Source organism: Lelliottia sp. 7254-16 (assembly GCF_002922995.1).
In the GTDB taxonomy this organism is placed as follows: Bacteria; Pseudomonadota; Gammaproteobacteria; order Enterobacterales; family Enterobacteriaceae; genus Enterobacter; species Enterobacter jeotgali.
Window position 1 is genome coordinate 19,301 of the sequence record NZ_PQVS01000004.1, and the last position, 18,683, is coordinate 37,983.

At 54.6% G+C, this 18,683-nt stretch carries 16 protein-coding genes and 1 other RNA gene; 7 read left to right on the top strand and 10 right to left on the bottom strand.

Annotated elements, in window-relative coordinates; genetic code table 11:
• Nucleotides 1–2: 2 nt before the first annotated feature.
• Nucleotides 3–1,490 carry a Fe-S cluster assembly protein SufB gene (sufB, locus tag C3708_RS06895; protein WP_095281755.1) on the bottom strand — a complete coding sequence of 496 codons (1,488 nt, stop codon included), beginning with the start codon at nt 1,488–1,490 and terminating at the stop codon, nt 3–5.
• 8 nt (nt 1,491–1,498) lie between these two features.
• Nucleotides 1,499–1,867: a Fe-S cluster assembly scaffold SufA gene (sufA, locus tag C3708_RS06900; RefSeq protein ID WP_095281754.1), complete on the bottom strand. Its 369-nt coding sequence runs from the start codon at nt 1,865–1,867 to the stop codon at nt 1,499–1,501.
• Between the two features lie 347 nt (nt 1,868–2,214).
• Here sufA and C3708_RS06905 point away from each other — a divergent pair, with 347 nt between their 5' ends.
• Nucleotides 2,215–2,487, top strand: coding sequence for a YqjD family protein (locus C3708_RS06905; RefSeq protein ID WP_095281753.1), 273 nt, complete (start codon nt 2,215–2,217; stop codon nt 2,485–2,487).
• 48 nt (nt 2,488–2,535) lie between these two features.
• On the opposite strand, the gene C3708_RS06910 is transcribed toward C3708_RS06905, so the two are convergent.
• Both C3708_RS06910 and C3708_RS06915 read right to left on the bottom strand, forming a co-directional pair.
• Nucleotides 2,536–3,267, bottom strand: coding sequence for a MerR family transcriptional regulator (locus C3708_RS06910; protein WP_095281752.1), 732 nt, complete (start codon nt 3,265–3,267; stop codon nt 2,536–2,538).
• 166 nt (nt 3,268–3,433) lie between these two features.
• Nucleotides 3,434–4,654, bottom strand: coding sequence for a diguanylate phosphodiesterase (locus C3708_RS06915; RefSeq protein ID WP_095281751.1), 1,221 nt, complete (start codon nt 4,652–4,654; stop codon nt 3,434–3,436).
• Nucleotides 4,655–4,995: 341 nt separating this feature from the next.
• Between C3708_RS06915 and ycgZ the strand changes: the two genes are divergently transcribed.
• The 4 genes from ycgZ to fdhF all read left to right on the top strand — a co-directional run bounded on the left by ycgZ (nt 4,996) and on the right by fdhF (nt 8,413).
• Nucleotides 4,996–5,235 carry a regulatory protein YcgZ gene (ycgZ, locus tag C3708_RS06920; protein ID WP_095281750.1) on the top strand — a complete coding sequence of 80 codons (240 nt, stop codon included), beginning with the start codon at nt 4,996–4,998 and terminating at the stop codon, nt 5,233–5,235.
• A gap of 169 nt (nt 5,236–5,404) precedes the next feature.
• Complete coding sequence (locus C3708_RS06925; protein ID WP_103946443.1) at nt 5,405–5,725, top strand: hypothetical protein; 321 nt, start codon at nt 5,405–5,407, stop codon at nt 5,723–5,725.
• Nucleotides 5,726–5,761: 36 nt separating this feature from the next.
• Entirely contained in the window at nt 5,762–6,040 is a 279-nt protein-coding gene (locus tag C3708_RS06930; protein ID WP_165790603.1) for a biofilm development regulator YmgB/AriR family protein, read from the top strand.
• Between the two features lie 222 nt (nt 6,041–6,262).
• Nucleotides 6,263–8,413, top strand: coding sequence for a formate dehydrogenase subunit alpha (gene fdhF, locus C3708_RS06935; RefSeq protein WP_103948485.1), 2,151 nt, complete (start codon nt 6,263–6,265; stop codon nt 8,411–8,413).
• A gap of 188 nt (nt 8,414–8,601) precedes the next feature.
• On the opposite strand, the gene fdnI is transcribed toward fdhF, so the two are convergent.
• The 6 genes from fdnI to C3708_RS06965 form a co-directional block, all read right to left on the bottom strand.
• Nucleotides 8,602–9,234: a formate dehydrogenase-N subunit gamma gene (fdnI, locus tag C3708_RS06940; RefSeq protein ID WP_095281747.1), complete on the bottom strand. Its 633-nt coding sequence runs from the start codon at nt 9,232–9,234 to the stop codon at nt 8,602–8,604.
• Complete coding sequence (fdxH, locus tag C3708_RS06945; protein WP_103948486.1) at nt 9,227–10,114, bottom strand: formate dehydrogenase subunit beta; 888 nt, start codon at nt 10,112–10,114, stop codon at nt 9,227–9,229. Before fdxH ends, fdnI begins: the two co-directional genes overlap by 8 nt.
• Nucleotides 10,115–10,126: 12 nt before the next feature.
• A complete protein-coding gene (fdnG, locus tag C3708_RS06950; RefSeq protein ID WP_103948487.1) occupies nt 10,127–13,177 on the bottom strand; it encodes a formate dehydrogenase-N subunit alpha in 3,051 nt (1,016 codons plus the stop codon).
• Between the two features lie 157 nt (nt 13,178–13,334).
• Nucleotides 13,335–13,529 carry a YdiH family protein gene (locus C3708_RS06955; protein WP_095281744.1) on the bottom strand — a complete coding sequence of 65 codons (195 nt, stop codon included), beginning with the start codon at nt 13,527–13,529 and terminating at the stop codon, nt 13,335–13,337.
• Nucleotides 13,530–13,623: 94 nt separating this feature from the next.
• Nucleotides 13,624–14,034: a 1,4-dihydroxy-2-naphthoyl-CoA hydrolase gene (gene menI, locus C3708_RS06960; RefSeq protein WP_095281743.1), complete on the bottom strand. Its 411-nt coding sequence runs from the start codon at nt 14,032–14,034 to the stop codon at nt 13,624–13,626.
• Nucleotides 14,031–17,087, bottom strand: a complete 3,057-nt coding sequence (locus C3708_RS06965; RefSeq protein WP_103948488.1) for an FAD-binding and (Fe-S)-binding domain-containing protein — start codon at nt 17,085–17,087, stop codon at nt 14,031–14,033. Before C3708_RS06965 ends, menI begins: the two co-directional genes overlap by 4 nt.
• A 202-nt stretch (nt 17,088–17,289) precedes the next feature.
• Here C3708_RS06965 and ydiK point away from each other — a divergent pair, with 202 nt between their 5' ends.
• On the top strand, nt 17,290–18,396 hold the full coding sequence (gene ydiK, locus C3708_RS06970; RefSeq protein WP_103948489.1) for an AI-2E family transporter YdiK: 1,107 nt from the start codon (nt 17,290–17,292) through the stop codon (nt 18,394–18,396).
• A 176-nt stretch (nt 18,397–18,572) separates the two neighbouring features.
• An RNA gene (rprA, locus tag C3708_RS06975) (antisense sRNA RprA) lies at nt 18,573–18,680 on the top strand.
• The last annotated feature ends 3 nt before the right edge of the window (nt 18,681–18,683 follow it).

The window sequence follows — 18,683 nt, forward strand, 5'->3', positions numbered from 1 at the left end:
CCTTAACCGACGCTGTGCTCAAGGCTGATCGCTAATAATTTTTGGGCTTCTACGGCAAATTCCAGCGGCAGTTCAGAGAACACATCCTTGCAGAAGCCGTTCACAATCATCGAAATCGCATCTTCTTCACTGATACCGCGTTGCAGACAGTAGAACAGCTGGTCTTCGCCGATGCGCGACGTGGTGGCCTCATGTTCCAGCTGGGCGCTGTTATTGCGACATTCGACGTACGGGAAGGTGTGCGCCCCGCAGTCAGTGCCGATCAGCATCGAATCACACTGGGTGAAGTTACGCGCATTAGTCGCCGTCGGCATGATCTTCACCAGCCCGCGATAGCTGTTCTGGCTGTGTCCGGCGGAGATCCCTTTCGAAATGATGGTCGATTTGGTGTTCTTGCCGATGTGGATCATCTTGGTTCCGGTATCGGCCTGCTGATACCCGCTGGTCAACGCCACGGAGTAGAACTCCCCGATCGAGTTATCGCCGCGCAGAATACAGCTTGGGTATTTCCAGGTGATCGCTGAACCGGTTTCAGACTGGGTCCAGGACATCTTGCTGTTTTCGCCTTCGCACAGCGCGCGCTTGGTGACGAAGTTCAGAATACCGCCGGTGTTGCCATCGCCGGGGAACCAGTTCTGCACCGTGGAGTATTTCACTTCGGCGTCTTTGTGGATGATCACTTCCACCACCGCCGCGTGCAGCTGATAGCTGTCGCGCACAGGCGCAGAACAGCCCTCGATATAGCTCACGTAGCTACCTTCATCCGCGACCAGAATGGTGCGCTCGAACTGACCGGTTTTCTCAGCGTTGATACGGAAATAGGTCGAGAGCTCCATCGGACAACGCACGCCTTTCGGCACGTAGATGAAGGTCCCGTCGGAGGCGACCGCCGCGTTCAGCGCCGCAAAGAAGTTATCGTTGCTTGGGACCACGGTACCGATGTATTTCTTCACCAGTTCCGGGTGATCGTGAATGGCTTCGCCAAAGGAGCAGAAAATGATCCCCTGTTCGGCCAGCTTGCCACGATAAGTCGTCGCGACAGAAACGGAGTCAAAAATGGCGTCCACAGCCACTTCACGCCCTTCTCGCACCGGCACGCCGAGCTGCTCAAAGGCCTCTTCGACCTCTTTGCTCAGGAAGGTGTTAGCCCCAGTTTGCTGCACCGCGCCAGGTTGGGAGGCGCAAGTATCGTCACAGCTGCCGCAGGATGGCGCGGAGTAGTAGCTGTAATCCTGATAGTTAAGCTTATCGTAATGGGCTTTCAGCCAGTGCGGTTCTTCCATCTCCAGCCACGCGCGAAACGCGCTCAGGCGGAACTCGAGCATCCACTCCGGCTCGTTACGTTTGGCCGAAATTGCGCGCACCACCTCTTCGTTGATGCCCTTCGCCAGTTCGTCCGTTTGCAGTTGGGTGAAGAAGCCCTCTTTATAGTTGAGGTGCCCGCCACTCCAGGTATTCACATCGTCAGTTGCTTCAGTATTACGAGACATAGTACCGCCTATACCCCAAAGCTTTCGCCGCAGCCGCATTCATTCTGCGCTTTTGGGTTATTGAATTTGAATAACTGGTTTAAGCCTTCGCGCACGTAATCGACTTCAGTGCCATCGATAAACGGCATCGCCTGCAGCGCAACGAACAGCTTAGCGCCGTCGGTTTCGAAGACCAGATCGTCTTTTTCGGGCACGCTGACCGTATCCAGTACATAGCCGAATCCGGCACAGCCAGTCTGTTTAACACCTAAACGCAAACCCACAATGTCCGGTTTTTTCGCTATCAGCTCGTGAATATGCGCCGCTGCCGTTGGCGTCAGCGTCAAACCACGCCAGGCGAAATCAGCGGGATTAAAGGTTTCTGAATGCAATTCCATAGGTCCACCTCATCTATTAAGCCACCAGGGGCATTACACCATGTTAGTGATAACGATTATCACTTCAACCCCCTGATAGCAGGGGCTTTCACCTAAACCGCCCTTTTTGGCTACTTTTATTAAGCATAGACCCTACTACGCAGGCCATTAGGCTATGTCAAAATTGTTTAATTAATTGATGTATAAAGCATTTATCCAGCATATTTCGCATTTTTTGCGCAAGGGGAAAATATGCATCGGGAATACCTATTTATTTAATCGGTTGGAAATTTCCAGGAAAACACCGAATCGTCAGCGCTCAGGCTTACAGCGACTAGACTTTATGGGGACACCAAAAGGAGATAACCATGTCATCACAAGACCTTCAAAACGAAGCCGATCGCCTGGCGAAAAAAGCCCTGAATAAAGCTGATGAAGTTGCGGGTGAAGCGCAATACCAGTTTGGCGATGTGGTCGATTCGCCGAAGCATCAGTTGAAAGGTGCGGCACGTAAATACGCAGCGCAGGCATCCGATGTCGCGTCAGAAGTTTCGGACAGAGTCCGCGATAACCCGTTGACCGGGCTGATGGCAGCGGGTGCGATTGGATTGATTATTGGTTTACTGGTAGGCCGAAAATAAGTCAATTAAGTCAGGCCCGAAAGGGCCTTCTCTGCATCAGCGGGACGGTTAGCCTTCGATGAAAGAGACGGAGAAACCTTGTTCTCGCCAGTGGTCTAACTGTTCCTGCTGACGTCTTGACGGCGCAAGGCCGGTCCAGACAAAGAGTTTTTGACCGGGGAACAGCTCCGGTTTTGGCGAGTCAATCGGCTCCGCCATCACATCAATATGCCATCCCTGCTGCGACAAACGCCCTGCTTCGAGCCACAAACGTGTGCGATCATCCGTATCCCAGCCGATCAGCAATGCTTCTTTGCCCGGCTTTTTGCGCGCGTCGGCCAGAAGCATGGCGATGAAATCAATCAGCACGCCGTCCAACAGGCTGGACATATGGCGGGCGGTATTGTGATCCAGGCTTAAACGCTGACGAACAGGAATGAAAATGTGGTCGATGATGGCGTCAATGGCGTGGTCGCGGCGGAATTCAGAAATTTTAGCGCGCAGTTTCGCAGGGCTGGCGTAACGCAGGACCGTCATCATCTCTTCCTGGAATGCTATCCAGTTGCTGTCCACCGTACGAGGGCCAACCTCAAGCAGTGCCTTGACTTTGCCGACGGAAATGCCGGTTTTCATCAGACGCTTGATCTCTTCGATGCGCTGGATATCCTCTTCGTCAAACTGACGATGGCCCCCTTCACTGCGTTGCGGTTTTAATAAACCGTAGCGACGCTGCCAGGCGCGGAGTGTGACGGGGTTGATTCCGCATCGTTCGGCGACTTCGCCGATACTGTATAAGGCCATTAACTCCCTCATGCTTAAACGCAAAACGTCCATACCAAACCTGTTCAATTTTAGCAGATTGTACAAATTCATTGTATAACTAACAAATCATCAGGGTTCAAGCCCATTTTGTACAAGATTCCCTGACGCTGGTTTTTTTGTACAGCTGTTTCGAGTTTAGCGTTGCTTACATTCCCGCTTTTTTCTCTGGCCACGCAATCGACGGTATTCCGGCGAAGCACGGGCTGGCAAACAGATGTCCCTGGAACTGAGAAATCCCTGCCGACTCAAGCCACATCCACTCTTCGGCTTTTTCGACACCCACCGCGCACACCAAAATTTCGAGTGAAGAACAGCATTTGATGATCGCCTGAATAATCGCCTGACGAGGCCCGCTGCGGTGAACGTCCGCCACCAGATCGCGATTTATTTTGATTCTGTCGGGCTGAAATTGTGCCAGCAGCAAAAGCCCTGCGAATCCCGCGCCAAAGTGATCGATAGCCACGCTGATACCGGCGCTTTTTAGCTGCCGGACCGCGTCTTTAAATTCATCAAAGCGCGAGATAACTTCGCTCTCGGTAAACTCGACCACGATCTGCTCAGGTACCAGGCCGTTGGCTTCAATCTCATTCAACAAGAAACCCACCGCGCCGGGCACATTCACCAGCGTCATCGGCAATAAGTTAACGGATAACGCCTGTTCTTTCAGGCCCAATTTTCCCGCCATCGCAAACGCCATCTTCTTACTCTGGAGATCCGCTGCGTAAATATCGTTGCCGGAAAACGCGTTAAAGTACGCTTGCGGAGAGCCGCCGTCTGCTGTGCGGATCAGCGCCTCGAAGGAGACCACCTGCTGGGCGAACGGGTCAACAATAGGCTGAAATGCAAAGCCGCAATCCGCCGTTTCATCCACCTCAATGGAACGCGCCGGATTAGCGTCGTCGTCCGCAATAAAATCCCAGCTGCTGCCGTCAGGTATTTCGTAGTAATTCTCTTTTTCCGTGGCTTCGACAAAGGTTCGGAAGAATTGCAGCGCGCGATCGTTGTAGGTCAATTGATACTTTGTCGTCCCTTTATCAAGAACGTGCTGGAGCACTTCTTCCCGCTCATAGGTTCTTAAATCAAACAGCTCCATGCCTGCTTTGCCAAAGCGCCGAGACGGAGCGTAATCGCACAGCAGTTCCACCAGGTTGTAATGGCGTTTGTCATGACAAATGTTGTTATAGATCCGGAAAACACTCTCTTCAGGGCCTTCCAGAAGTTGAAAGAAATGGGTGCCGTTAAACAGTAAAATCCCGGTGACATCGGATTCCCCGTTTTTAATATTGGCCGCCGCGACCATCTCTTCCAGCGCTTTTACCGGAACGTTTTCGCACAGATGACTGCGGTAAATTATTGTCGTGAGCATAGTTTTTCCGGGAGTTTAAAGGGGCGTTGCCGTTGACACACGAAGTGCCCAGGTCGTTGTTATACCACATTAATTAACAAACATTTCACACCCCAGTCAGTTTAGCTGCAATCTGCTGTTCCACCTCCCGTGTAGGACACATTTTCAGAGTGAAACATCTTGTACAATATATTCTGTACTGTTAAGAGATGATTTCTCTTGTAACTACCTGATAATAAATGAATAGCACTTTTTGATCAAAATTAACGTTAAAAACTGTACACCAAAAATGTACAGCTTTTAAAAAAACGTATAACTTAAATTGTAACTTAGCTGACTACTTAATTTTACAGGAGTGATACATGCGTCAGAACAGCTACATTCCCGACAGTGGCAACGCCATTGTCCAGTATTTTGAGAAAGCCGCGCTGCCGACACAGCAGGAAACGCTCGGACAAATTGTGGTGGAGATCCTGAGTGATGGCCGCAATCTGAATCGTAAGACCCTGTGCACCAAGCTTCTTAGCCGCCTCGATACAGCATCAGGCCCGGAAGAAGAGACCCATTACCACACATTGATTGGTTTGCTATTTGATCGTTAAGACCCAATAGCAAACCCATTTAACAGACCACCTGGTTTTAAAGTCAATTATGACGAAGGAACGTTTCAGGCTTCAGTAAGACCTGGCAATCTTCAGCAGACCCCAAGCAAGGGTTCTGACTTAATGCCGCAGTGCGGGACGTCAACCTGCGGCGATCAGAGATGCAGTTATGAACAGAAGTGAAACAGAGCAACTAACAGATGAACTCATTGGCGAGGCCGTTTTGTCTCTTTTAAAAGAGCACGGTCCTGTCAGTAAACAATCTCTTGTGAAGAGATTGCAGGACATGGCAGCGCGGGAGAGCGATCCGCGCCGTTGTGAAGCGCTTGCGGCGGTGATTCTGGAAATCAACGCCAGCAATACGCCGTTTGCGCAGCGAAAAAAAGCGCGTCCTCAGAGGGATCTGAACGGTATGAAAAGTGAGCAAAAGGATAACGTTTTCCCGCTATTTGGTGATGGTAAGCCCGGCGGCAGAAACAATATCCATTAACAGCAACCGATCAATAACCCCTTACGGTGAGAATAAATGAGACAAAATATTCAGGTTCAACCCGCTTTGTATGCTGGTTTTTACGACAACCCTCTGTCTGAGTATTTCCGTAATTCTGGTGACCGACTGGCTGAAGAGTCGGCCCTTTTTGCTACCGCAGTTAGCAGCATTATGGCGTCAGAAGGACATCTGACCAATAAAGCCATTATTTTATGGCTGATCACCGCGCTCGAAACCACCGAAGATGTGGTGACCGCCGATGTGATCCGTAAGACTCTGGAAATTGTGGTTGGCTATACCATGGACGATATCTAAAAACACAATTTCCCGCCAGACAGGCCAGACGAGATTATTGCCACCGTAGCGGTTTCTCACTGGCCTTCTCATTTTGTCGACACTTCTGTCGAATGTCATGTCGAGCGTGCGGCTCAAAAATCAATAAAACCTGTTAAATCAATAGAATGAAATTCTGGCACAGAACCTGCTTTAGGCAGGATGTCAGATGACGCTCATTCACTCTTAACAGGTCTGTTATTGATGAAAAAAATCGCAAGCGTCTGCCCCTACTGTGGCGCAGGCTGTAAATTAAATCTCGTGGTCGAGAACAATAGTATCATCCGTGCCGAAGCCGCTGATGGCGTCACTAACCAGGGTACCCTGTGCCTGAAAGGTTTTTACGGCTGGGACTTTCTTAACGATACCCGTCTACTCACCCCTCGCCTCACCCAGCCGATGATCCGCTACCACAAAGGCGACAAATTCACCCCTGTCACCTGGGAAGAAGCCATCCGCTACACCGCCAGCAAACTGAAAGCGATCAAAGAACAGCATGGCCCGCGATCCATTATGACCACTGGCTCCTCACGCGGAACCGGCAACGAAACCAACTACGTGATGCAGAAATTTGCCCGCGGTGTCCTTAACACCAATAACGTGGACTGCTGCGCCCGCGTCTGCCACGGGCCATCGGTGGCGGGTTTACAGGAAACATTGGGCAACGGGGCGATGAGTAACTCGATTAACGATATTGAGAACTCAAAATGCCTGTTGGTGTTTGGTTATAACTGTGCGGATTCGCACCCTATCGTGGCGCGCCGGGTGCTTAAAGCCCGCCAGAATGGCGCGAAGATCATCGTCTGCGATCCGCGCCGTATTGAAACAGCGCGCATCGCCGATCAGCATTTACAGCTCAATAACGGCAGCAATATGGCGCTGGTCAATGCCTTTGGCTACGTCCTGCTGGAAGAGGAGCTGTACGACAAAAACTACGTCGCGCGCTTCGCGGATGGCCTCGATGCCTATCGTCAGACGGTTAACGATTATGCACCTGAAAAGGTCGAGCATCTGACCGGTGTTTCGGCGCGGGATGTGCGTCAGGCGATGCGCACCTTTGCCGCTGCACCGTCCGCGACGGTGATGTGGGGCATGGGCGTGACTCAGTTCGGTCAGGCTGTGGATGTGGTGAAAGGCCTTTCCAGTCTGGCGTTACTGACCGGCAATCTTGGCCGCCCTGCCGTGGGTGTCGGCCCGGTTCGCGGACAAAACAACGTCCAGGGTGCGTGCGATATGGGCGTGCTGCCAAATATGTTCCCCGGCTATCAGGATGTGACCGACGCCGCCGTGCGCACGAAGTTCGCCGATGCATGGGGAATTAACGTCAACGACATGGATGACCAGGTCGGGACGCGCATCACTGAAGTGCCGCATCTGGCGCTGGAAGGCAAAATCAAAGCCTATTACATCATGGGTGAAGATCCGCTCCAGACCGAAGCCGATCTCGGCCTGGTACGCCGCGGCTTTGAAGCGCTCGATTTCGTGGTCGTCCAGGACATTTTCATGACCAAAACCGCTGAAGTGGCGGATGTGTTGCTACCAGCCACTTCATGGGGCGAGCACGGCGGCGTCTTCACCTGCGCGGACCGCGGCTTCCAGCGCTTCGGCAAAGCGATCGAGGCCAGTGGGAACGTCAAGCGTGACTGGGAGATCATCAGCCTGCTCGCCAGCGCGATGGGCTATCCGATGCATTACGATTCCAACCAGCAAATATGGGACGAAATGCGCGATCTGTGCCCGCTGTTCTTCGGCGTGACCTACGAAAAAATGGGCGAAATGGGCCACATTCAATGGCCGTGCCCAACGTTGGATCACCCCGGCACGCCGTACCTGTACAAAGACAATCAGTTCGATACGCCAAATGGCAAAGGCCAGCTGTTTGCCGCCGAATGGCGCGCGCCGGCGGAAGTGCCGGACGCGGACTATCCGCTGGTGCTGTGTACGGTGCGTGAAGTCGGCCACTATTCGTGTCGTTCAATGACAGGCAACTGTGCCGCGTTGCAAAGCCTGGCCGATGAACCGGGGCGCGTGCAGATGAATCCGGTTGATGCGCATGCGCTTGGTGTTTCTGACGGGCAGCTGGTCTGGGTACGTTCGCGTCGCGGGAAAGTGATCACCCGAGCGAACATCAGCGAACGTATTAACGCAGGTGCCGTTTATATGACTTATCAGTGGTGGATCGGAGCCTGCAACGAACTGACGCAGGATAATCTCGACCCGACGTCCAAAACGCCGGAAACGAAATACTGCGCGGTGCAGCTGGAGGCGATCGACGATCAGCGCTGGGCGGAAGATTACGCCGCCTCGGCGTATCAGTCGATGAAAACCCGGTTGATTGATGCGGTGAACGTTTAGCCTGTATTGCCGGGTGGCGCTTCGCTTACCCGGCCTACAAAAACCTCAACCGTTGGACGGGTAAGGTATCGCCACCACCCGGCAACAAGAACCTCAAACGTAGGCGGGGTAAGGCATCGCCACCACCCGGCAACAAGAACCTCAAATGTAGGCCGGGTAAGGCGCAGCCGCCACCCGGCAACCCCGTTTTACTCTTCCTCTTTCGCCTCAACCTCACGATACCAGCGCGGATGGTGTTTCTTCGCCCAGCGGCGGCTCACCTTCCCTTCGATCATGCCGGTAATCGAGCCTTTCACCCAGAACGCCATGTAGATATGAATCAGAATGGCGTGGATCAGCACAATCGCCGCCGTGGCGTGAATGAGCAGGCTCCAGCGCACCAGCCAGATCGGGAAGTAGTGGGTAAAGTAAGGCCGCCAGATGATCACCCCCGTCGCCAGCAGGACGAAAATCAGGCTCATAATGCTCCAGAACATCATTTTCTGCCCGGCATTATACTTCCCGACATCCGCCACCTTATGCTCGTTGCCTTTCAGCACTTCGACAATGCCCTTGATCCACGGCAGATCCTGCTTATCCGGAATGTTGTGATGCACAAAGCGAACAAACATAAACATCAGCGCGAAAAAGATCAGCACGCCAAAAAACGGATGCAAGATGCGCCCCATCTGCGGGGTGCCGAAGGTTTCCGTCAGCCACTGGAGCGTCGGGAAAAAGAGCGCAATACCGGATAACGACACCAGGAAGAAACAGATCACCACCGTCCAGTGACAGGCGCGGTCGATAAACTTCGTGCGCAGGATCATTTTGCTCTTACTCATGCGGATTCTCCTCTTCGTCGTCGTCCGTCTCCTTGTTTGGCCCCACGCCAATGTAGTGGTAAATCAGCCCCGCGAAGGTGGCGATAAACCCGGCGGCAGAGAGCGGCTTGAGGATCCCCTTCCACAGATCCACCGGTAGACTGATCTTCGGATCCGTCGGCAGATTGTGATACAGCTCCGGCTGATCGGCGTGATGCAGCACGTACATGACATGCGTCCCGCCCACACCCTGCGGGTTATAAACGCCCGCATGCGCGTAGCCGCGTTTTTTCAGCTGCATCACACGCGATTCGCCCAGCTCCAGCATCTCTTTTTTAGTGCCGAAATGAATTGCACCGGTCGGACAGGTTTTGACGCAGGCCGGCTCCTGACCGACGCTGACGCGATCCACGCACAGCGTACATTTGTAGACGCGGTTGTCGTCAGGATTGAGACGCGGAATATTGAACGGACACCCGGCGATGCAGTATCCGCAGCCGATGCAGTGCTCAGACTGAAAATCGACAATCCCGTTGGCGTACTGAACGATCGCCCCGGCGGACGGGCAAGCTTTCAGACAGCCCGGCTCCGCGCAGTGCATGCAGCCGTCCTTGCGGATCAGCCACTCCAGTTTGTTGTTCTGCGTGGTTTCGCTAAAGCGCATCACCGTCCAGGATTTGGCACTCAAATCCATCGGGTTGTCATATACGCCCTCGCACACGCCGACCTCGTCGCGAATATCGTTCCACTCCGAGCACGCCACCTGACAGCCTTTGCAGCCGATGCAGGTCGAAACGTCGATAAGCTTCGCGACTTCGGCTTTGAAATCCCGCGCCTGCGGCGGCGGGGTCATGACGTTGGTGGCCGAACGTTTGATAATATCTTGTGATTGCATAGACATACGCGGCCTCCCTTACGCCTTCTCGATGTTGACTAAAAACGCTTTGTATTCCGGCGTTTGCGAGTTGGCGTCACCGACGGACGGCGTCAGCGTATTGGCAAGGAACCCTTTGCGCGTAGCCCCTTCAAAGCCCCAGTGACACGGAATGCCAATGGTGTCGATTTGACGCCCATCAATGGTCAGCGTTTGCAGGCGTTTGGTGACCACCGCTTTGGCTTTGATATACCCCCGTTTCGAGGTCACTTTCACCACGTCTCCGGCGACGATACCCTTCTGCTGTGCCAGCGCTTCGCCCATCTCGATAAACTGATCGGGCTGGGCAATGGCGTTAAGCCGCGCATGTTTGGTCCAGTGGCGGAACAGTTCGGTGATCGAGTAAGTGGTGGCGACATACGGGAAGTCGGCCGCGTGGCCCATATTGGCAACGTCTTCCTTGAACACGCGCGCCACCGGGCTGGAGATCACGTTCGGGTGCAGCGGATTGGTGCCAATCGGCGATTCAAGCGGTTCGTAGTGTTCCGGGAACGGGCCGTCGTTCATCTTGTCGATGGAGAACAGGCGCGCCACCCCTTCCGGGTTCATGATAAACGGCCCGACGTTTGTGCCCGGTGCGGAGGCGTTGTAATCCGCCACGTCCATGCCAGCCCACTTTTTTCCGTCCCAGTGCAGCAACGCACGTTGCGGGTCCCAGGGTTTACCGGCGACATCCGCCGACGCGCGGTTATAGAGAATGCGGCGGTTCGCGGGCCACGACCACGCCCAGCCCGGCGTGCAGCCCAGACCATAGGGATCGCTGTTGTCGCGGTTCGCCATCTGATTGCCCTGCTCGGTCCAGCTCCCGCAGTACACCCAGCAGAAGCTGCTGGTCGTGCCGTCGTCACGCAGCTGCGCAAAGCTGCTGAGCTGCTGGCCTTTTTTGGCGATCAGCTGACCTTTGTCGTCATACAGATCGGCTAACGCTACGCCGTTGGCTTCGCGGGCGATCTCTTCCGGATGCGGGTCACGTGGATTTTTATAATTCCACGACATGTTCAGCACCGGCTCAGGATTTGCCCCGCCCTCCTGCTGATACAGCTCACGCAGGCGCGTAAACAGACGCCCAAGAATTTTGCCGTCGTGCATCGCCTCACCCGGTGGCTCCGCCGCCGCCCAGTGCCACTGCAGCCAGCGGCCGGAGTTGGCGATCGAGCCGTCCTCTTCTGCAAAACAGGACGATGGCAGGCGGAACACTTCGGTCTGAATCTCTTTCGGATCGACGTCGTTCATCTCGCCGTGGTGCTGCCAGAAGGTCGAGGATTCGGTCACCAGCGGGTCGATCACCACCATGTACTTGAGTTTCGCCAGCGCGCGCGCAGATTTGTTCTTATCCGGGAACGCCGCCAGCGGGTTGAAGCCCTGCACGATGTAACCGTTAATTTTGCCGTCGAGCATCAGCTTCGCCTGGGTCATCACGTCGTACAGACGGTCCCACTTCGGCAGCCAGTCATAGCCCCAGTTGTTTTCCGCCGTGGCGCGATCGCCCCAGAAACTTTTCATCATGCTGATAAAGAATTTCGGCGTATTTTGCCAGTAGTTGACCTCATTCAGACCAAGCGCTGGCGGCGTAATTTGCGAAATATAGGTTTGATAATCCGGCTGTTTTTCCGACGGCAGCGGCATGTACCCCGGCAGATTGGTGGAGAGCAAACCGAGATCGGTATAGCCCTGAATATTGGAGTGCCCGCGCAGGGCATTCACCCCGCCTCCCGCCATGCCGATATTGCCGAGCAGGAGTTGCAGCATTCCGGCGGCACGGATGATCTGCGCGCCTGCCGAGTGGTGCGTCCAGCCCAGCGCGTACAAAATGGTCGCCGTGCGATTCGGCACGCTGGTGCTGGCGAGGATCTCGCAGATGCGGTTGAAGTCATCGATCGAGGTGCCGCAAAGACGATTGACCATTTCTGGCGTGTAGCGATCGACGTGCGCTTTGAGTAAGTTCCAGACGCAGCGCGGATGGCTCAGCGTCGCATCGCGCAGGGCGTGCCCTTGCTCGTCAAGTTGGTAGAACCAGCTCGATTTGTCGTACTGCCGTTTTTCGGCGTCGTACCCGCTGAACAGACCGTCATCAAAGGTGTAGTCATCGCGAATAATCAGGCTGGCGTTGGTGTAGGCGCGCACGTATTCGTGCTGAATGGCGTCATGTTCGATCAGATAGCGAATGGCGCCGAGTAAAAAGGCGGTGTCGGAACCGGCGCGGATCGGGGCATATAAATCCGCCACCGCGGCGCTGCGGTTAAAGCGCGGATCGACGACGACTACGGTAGCGTCGTTTTTGGTTTGCGCTTCAATAACCCATTTGAAGCCGACCGGGTGCGCTTCGGCGGCGTTGCCACCCATGATCAGTACCACGTTGGCGTTTTTGATATCGACCCAGTTATTGGTCATTGCCCCACGACCGAACGTTGGGGCCAGCGCGGCGACGGTCGGGCCGTGGCATAAGCGTGCCTGGCAGTCGATGGCGACCATCCCCAGCGCGCGGGCAAATTTGCCGTCGAGAATACCGGTTTCGTTGCTGGCCGCCGAAGAGCAGAGCATGCCGGTGGTGGTCCAGCGGTTCACCGTCAGCCCCTGGGCGTTTTTCTCGATGAAGTTGGCGTCGCGGTCCGCTTTCATCAGCCGGGCGATGCGCTCGATCGCCTCATCCCAGGAGATTCGCTGCCACTTATCAGAGCCAGGCGCGCGGTATTCGGGATACAACAGTCGGTTGTCGCTGTGAATATAATCCAGCACGCCGGCCCCTTTTGGACACAGGGAACCGCGACTGACCGGATGATCCGGGTCGCCTTCGACGTGATAGATACTTTCTGTGACGTTTTTGGCGGTGTCGCCGAGGCTGTACATCAGCATGCCGCAGCCGACTGAGCAGTATGTACAGTTATTACGCGTCTCTTTTGCTTTTAAGAGTTTGTATTGACGGGCTTCTGCGTGCGCAGAAAATGATGATAAAAATCCGAGAGATGCAACAGTGGTTCCTGCCATACCGCCCGCGCAGATCTTAAAGAACTGCCTCCGGCTAAGCTCCATTTATCCTCCAGCTTAAACTTAAGACTCGAAAAGGGATGGAGATTATAGGGTCTTTATTTTAGATAAACCATTATCCATTTGTGGTTATAAGACCTTGAACTCACAAAGGACAAAAACAAAAAAGGCCGCATTAGCGGCCTTTTCAATAAGCGGGAGATTAATGGACGTGAACGCCTAACCGCCAGGCAAAGTAGATCTCTTCTTTCAGTTCGTTTGAAGAGAGCGCGAGCAGATCGGCAAACTCCAGTTCAAGCTGTTTCAGCTTTTTCAGGTATTGCGCCGGAGACAGGTTGCTCTTATCGCGACGTAAAAACTCTACTGCCAGTTGGGTGGGGTTCATTTCGGTATCCATAACATCCTCTCTATGTACAAAACCTGACCAGTATAGCACTTCCGCCTGACCAATTTTTGACCAAAGACAATTCATCACGGATGTTTACCGAAATTTAAACCACCGCCGTCGTCAGACGCGACGAGCAGCACAGCCTCTCCTGCTCGTCGAAAATGTCGATTTGCCACACCTGATGACGACCTCCCGCGTGGAGTGCGCGACACACACCGCGCACGCGCCCACTGCGCACGGAGCGAATGTGGTTGGCGTTGACCTCCAGCCCCACCACTTTGTGCTCGCCTTCGGTACAGAGATAACCCGCCACCGATCCCAGGGTTTCGGCCAGCACCACCGATGCGCCGCCGTGCAGCAGACCAAACGGCTGATGCGTGCGGCTGTCCACTGGCATGGTGGCTTCCAGGTCGTTTTCGCCAATGCGTGTAAACTGAATATCCAGCAGGCCGACCATATTGCCCTGGCCCATCGCATTCAACGCCTCAAGCGTGACGGTACGTTTCCAGATCATCCCATAATCTCCAGTAAAGCCTGCAATGGATGGCGAACGCCGCTGCCTTCCACGCGTTTCACCTGGCTGCGACAGGAATACCCCGTCGCCAGACAGCGATTACGCGGCAGGCGCTGCATCGCCTGATGCCATGATAATTCATAGATCCCCAGCGAGTTAGCATGGTTTTTCACTTCGTGGCCGTAGGTTCCGGCCATACCACAGCAACCGACGCTGACGTTTTCCAGCTTCGCACCAAAGCGCGCGAAAATAGACGCCCACTGCGCCGGTGCGCCCGGCAACGCCGTGACTTCCGTACAGTGGCCGAACAAATACCAGGCTTCGCCGCTGACCTCTTTCGCGACAGTAGATTGCAGCGCAGCGGGCAGCCATTCGTGAACCAGCATAACGCTGAAATCACCGCGTTTGTCGCCCAGCGTCTGTTTGTACTCATCGCGATAGCAGAGCACCAGCGCCGGATCGACGCCGACCATCGGCATACCCAACTGCGCGATGCGGTTCAGAAAATCTGACGTTTTCTGCGCCGTTTTGGCAAAACGATTAAGGAAGCCTTTGATGTGCTGCGCCTTGCCGTTAGGCGAGAACGGCAGCACCACCGGCTGATAGCCGACGCGCTCCACCAGACGAACAAAATCGGCCACTACCTGCGCATCGTAATAGCTGGTAAACGGGTCCTGCACCACCAGCACGGTTTTCGCTTTTTGCTCATCGCTCAGGGCTTCCAGCTGTTCCAGCGTCATATTGGCCGAACGATGTCCAACCAGCTGGCGTTGCAGAGAAGGCGCTGAAAGCAGCGGCAGATCGACCATCCCGATATGTTTTTCGGAAAGTTTGCGCACCAGCGGCTGGTTAATAAAGAAGTTAAAGGTCTTTGGCGCTCGCGCCATCAGTGGCGCATAGCTTTCAACCGTCGCCACCAGATGATCGCGCATCGGGCGCAGATAGCGGGAGTGATACAGCTGCAAGAAGCGCGAGCGGAACTCCGGCACGTCGATTTTAATCGGACATTGTGTCGAGCAGGCTTTACAGGCCAGACAGCCGGACATCGCCTCTTTCACTTCATGGGAGAAATCGTACTCGCCCTTACTCGCATGCCAACTGTTCCTGGAACGCTCGATCAGCGTGCGCAAACTTGCACGTTTTTCCGGCAGATCGTTTTCTAACTTCAACGGATCGACACCGCGATCGGCCAGCAGACGCAGCCATTCGCGCACCAGTGTCGCCCGCCCTTTTGGTGAGTGAATACGGTTGCTGGTGATTTTCATCGACGGGCACATCGGGCTTTTCACGTCGAAGTTAAAACACAGGCCGTTGCCGTTACACTCCATCGCTCCACGCCATGATGATCGCACCGCAATCGGGATCTGGCGGTCATAGGTGCCGCGTTTTACCGCATCAACCTGCATCATCGGATCGTCCACGCCTGCAGGCGGGCAGATTTTGCCGGGGTTGAGACGGTTCTTCGGGTCAAACGCGGCTTTGATTTTGCGCAGTTCGCCGTAAAGCTGCTCGCCGAAGAACGCCGGGCTGTACTCGGCGCGGAAGCCTTTTCCGTGCTCGCCCCACAGCAGGCCGCCGTATTTTGCCGTCAGCGCCACCACGTCGTCGGAGATCTGTTTCATCAGGATCTCCTGCTGTGGGTCGCACATGTCCAGCGCCGGGCGCACGTGCAACACGCCCGCATCCACATGGCCAAACATGCCGTAGCTCAGGCCGTGGCTGTCGAGGAGCGCGCGAAACTCCACAATATAATCCGCCAGATGTTCCGGCGGCACGCAGGTATCTTCCGCAAACGGGATCGGTTTGGCCGCGCCTTTGGCATTCCCCAGCAGGCCGACCGCTTTTTTACGCATCGCGTAAATTCGTTCAATACCCGAGAGATCGTTACACAACTGCCAGCCAATCACCCCGCCTTCACCCTGAGCGATCAGTTCGTCCAGGCGAGCACAGAGTGTCTGAACTTGTGAATCGATAAGTTCCTCATCATCGCCTGCAAATTCGACAATGTTCAGGCCCAGCATCTCTTTATCCGGCACGTCGGTGATCAGTTCTCTCACCGAATGCCAGACGATATCTTCCCGCGCCAGGTTGAGCACTTTCGAGTCGACGGTTTCCACCGACAGCGCGCGCGCATCGACCATAAAGGGCGCATTGCGCAGGGCAGCATCGAAGGAGTTGTATTTGACGTTGACCAGACGGCGCACTTTTGGCAGACGGGTGATATCCAGACGCGCTTCGGTGATAAAGGCCAGCGTGCCTTCCGAGCCGGTCAGAATTCGGGTGAGATTGAACTCGCTGAGATCGTCATTGAAGACGTGGCGCAGATCGTACCCGGTCAGGAAACGGTTCAGTTTCGGGAATTTATCCAGAATCAGCTGGCGATTATCGCGACAGCTGTCGAGCACGCTGCGATAGATGCGCCCGACCGCCGTGTTGTCCTGCCCGAGGGTTTCGGCCAGTTGCACCGGCATCGCCTGAGTATCGAGAATGTCGCCCCCCAAAAGAACCGCGCGCACGCCCAGCACGTGATCGGAGGTTTTACCGTACACCAGCGACCCCTGCCCGGAGGCATCGGTGTTAATCATCCCGCCAAGTGTCGCCCTGTTGCTGGTGGATAATTCCGGGGCAAAGAAGTAACCATAGGGTTTCAGGAACTGGTTGAGCTGATCTTTAATCACCCCCGCTTCGACGCGCACCCAGCCCTCTTCCGGGTTTATCTCAATGATGCGGTTCATGTAACGAGACATATCAATGATGATGCCCTGATTCAGAGCCTGACCATTGGTGCCAGTGCCGCCACCGCGCGGCGTAAAGACCAGCGAGGCGAAACGCTCCTGGGCGGCAATACGAGAAAGCAGCGCCACATCGGCGGTCGAGCGAGGAAATACGACGGCATCGGGAAGTAACTGATAGATACTGTTGTCGGTCGCCATCGTCAGCCTGTCGGCATAATTGGTGGCGGTATCACCTGTAAAACCCTGTTGCTCCAGTGCTTGCAAATAAGTCAGCACCAGCTGAACGACGCCGGGTGCCTGAGAAATCAATGGGATCATTACGGAAGACCCTAATTAGAGTTGTTTATCGTTTGCGTTGTACTTGCCTTTGAATTGTTGTATCACATTTTTTTCTTATACGCCCAGCAGAATTACGGGCAGAATTCGCCTGTCAAAAACCGCTGAAATCACTAATGATTAAGGGATGCGGTTTTCAGTTTTGGCCAGACTGTCTGGTCTTCATTTAAGGTAAATTTCATTTATGGTCACTTCTCGTCAGCCCAGGGACGTTGCGCAAATACTGCTGTCGGTGCTGTTTTTAGCCATCATGATCATTGCGTGTCTATGGATAGTTCGTCCGTTCATCCTTGGATTTGCGTGGGCAGGTACGGTGGTCGTCGCCACCTGGCCACTGCTGTTGCGCTTGCAGAAATTGTTGTTCGGTCGCCGTACGCTCGCCGTGCTGGTGATGACGTTGCTGCTTTTTTTAGTCTTCATTATTCCGATTGCGCTGCTGGTTAACAGCCTGGTCGATACCAGCGGGCCGGTGATCCGCGGGATAACCAGCGGTGAGATGACCGTGCCGGATCTGGCGTGGCTCAACAGCATTCCACTGGTCGGCGCAAAGCTTTACAGCGGCTGGCATAGCTTGCTGGAGATGGGCGGCAGCGCGATCATGGCGAAGGTGCGTCCGTACGTCGGCACGACGACCACCTGGTTTATCGCCCAGGCGGCCAATATCGGCCACTTTATGATGCACTGTACCCTGATGCTGCTCTTCAGCGCCCTGCTTTACTGGCGCGGTGAACAAGTTGCGCATGGCGTGCGTCATTTTGCGACGCGCCTCGCGGGGACTCGCGGTGATGCTGCTGTGCTGTTGGCGGCGCAAGCCGTGCGCGCCGTGGCGCTGGGCGTGGTAGTCACAGCGCTGGTGCAGGCGGTTCTCGGCGGGATAGGGCTTGCGATCACCGGCGTGCCGTACGCAACCATTCTCACCGTCATCATGATCCTCACCTGTCTGATACAGCTTGGCCCGCTATTAGTGCTCATTCCCTGCATTATCTGGCTCTACTGGAGCGGCGATACCACCTGGGGCACGGTGCTGCTGGTGTGGAGCTGCGTGGTAGGAACAATGGATAACGTTATCCGTCCGATGCTGATTCGCATGGGTGCAGATTTGCCGCTGATTCTTATCCTCTCCGGCGTCATCGGCGGGTTAATTGCCTTTGGCATGATCGGACTGTTTATCGGCCCTGTACTGCTGGCAGTGACCTGGCGTCTGTTCTCCGCGTGGGTTCACGAAATCCCAGCGCCTGCAACCGACCCGGATGTGGTTCTGCATGAGCTTGAAGATAAGAATAAGCAGTAATTAATCCTCAGGCGGGGAAACCCGCCTGATACTTAAGACAGGCTAATCTGTATTAGGACTTTTCTCAGCCCCACCCCGCATCATCACGCCATTCACCTCGCAAAATCTTCATAGTTCTTAAACTATTGAGACGAATCTGATCGACGCTAAAACCTCGCATGACCTACTATTACTTCACGGTTATGAATCAACACATTGATTTATAAGCATGGAAATCCCCTGAGTGAAACAACGAATTGCTGTGTGTAGTCTTTGCCCTTCTCCCACGAAGGGCTTTTTTTTATCCG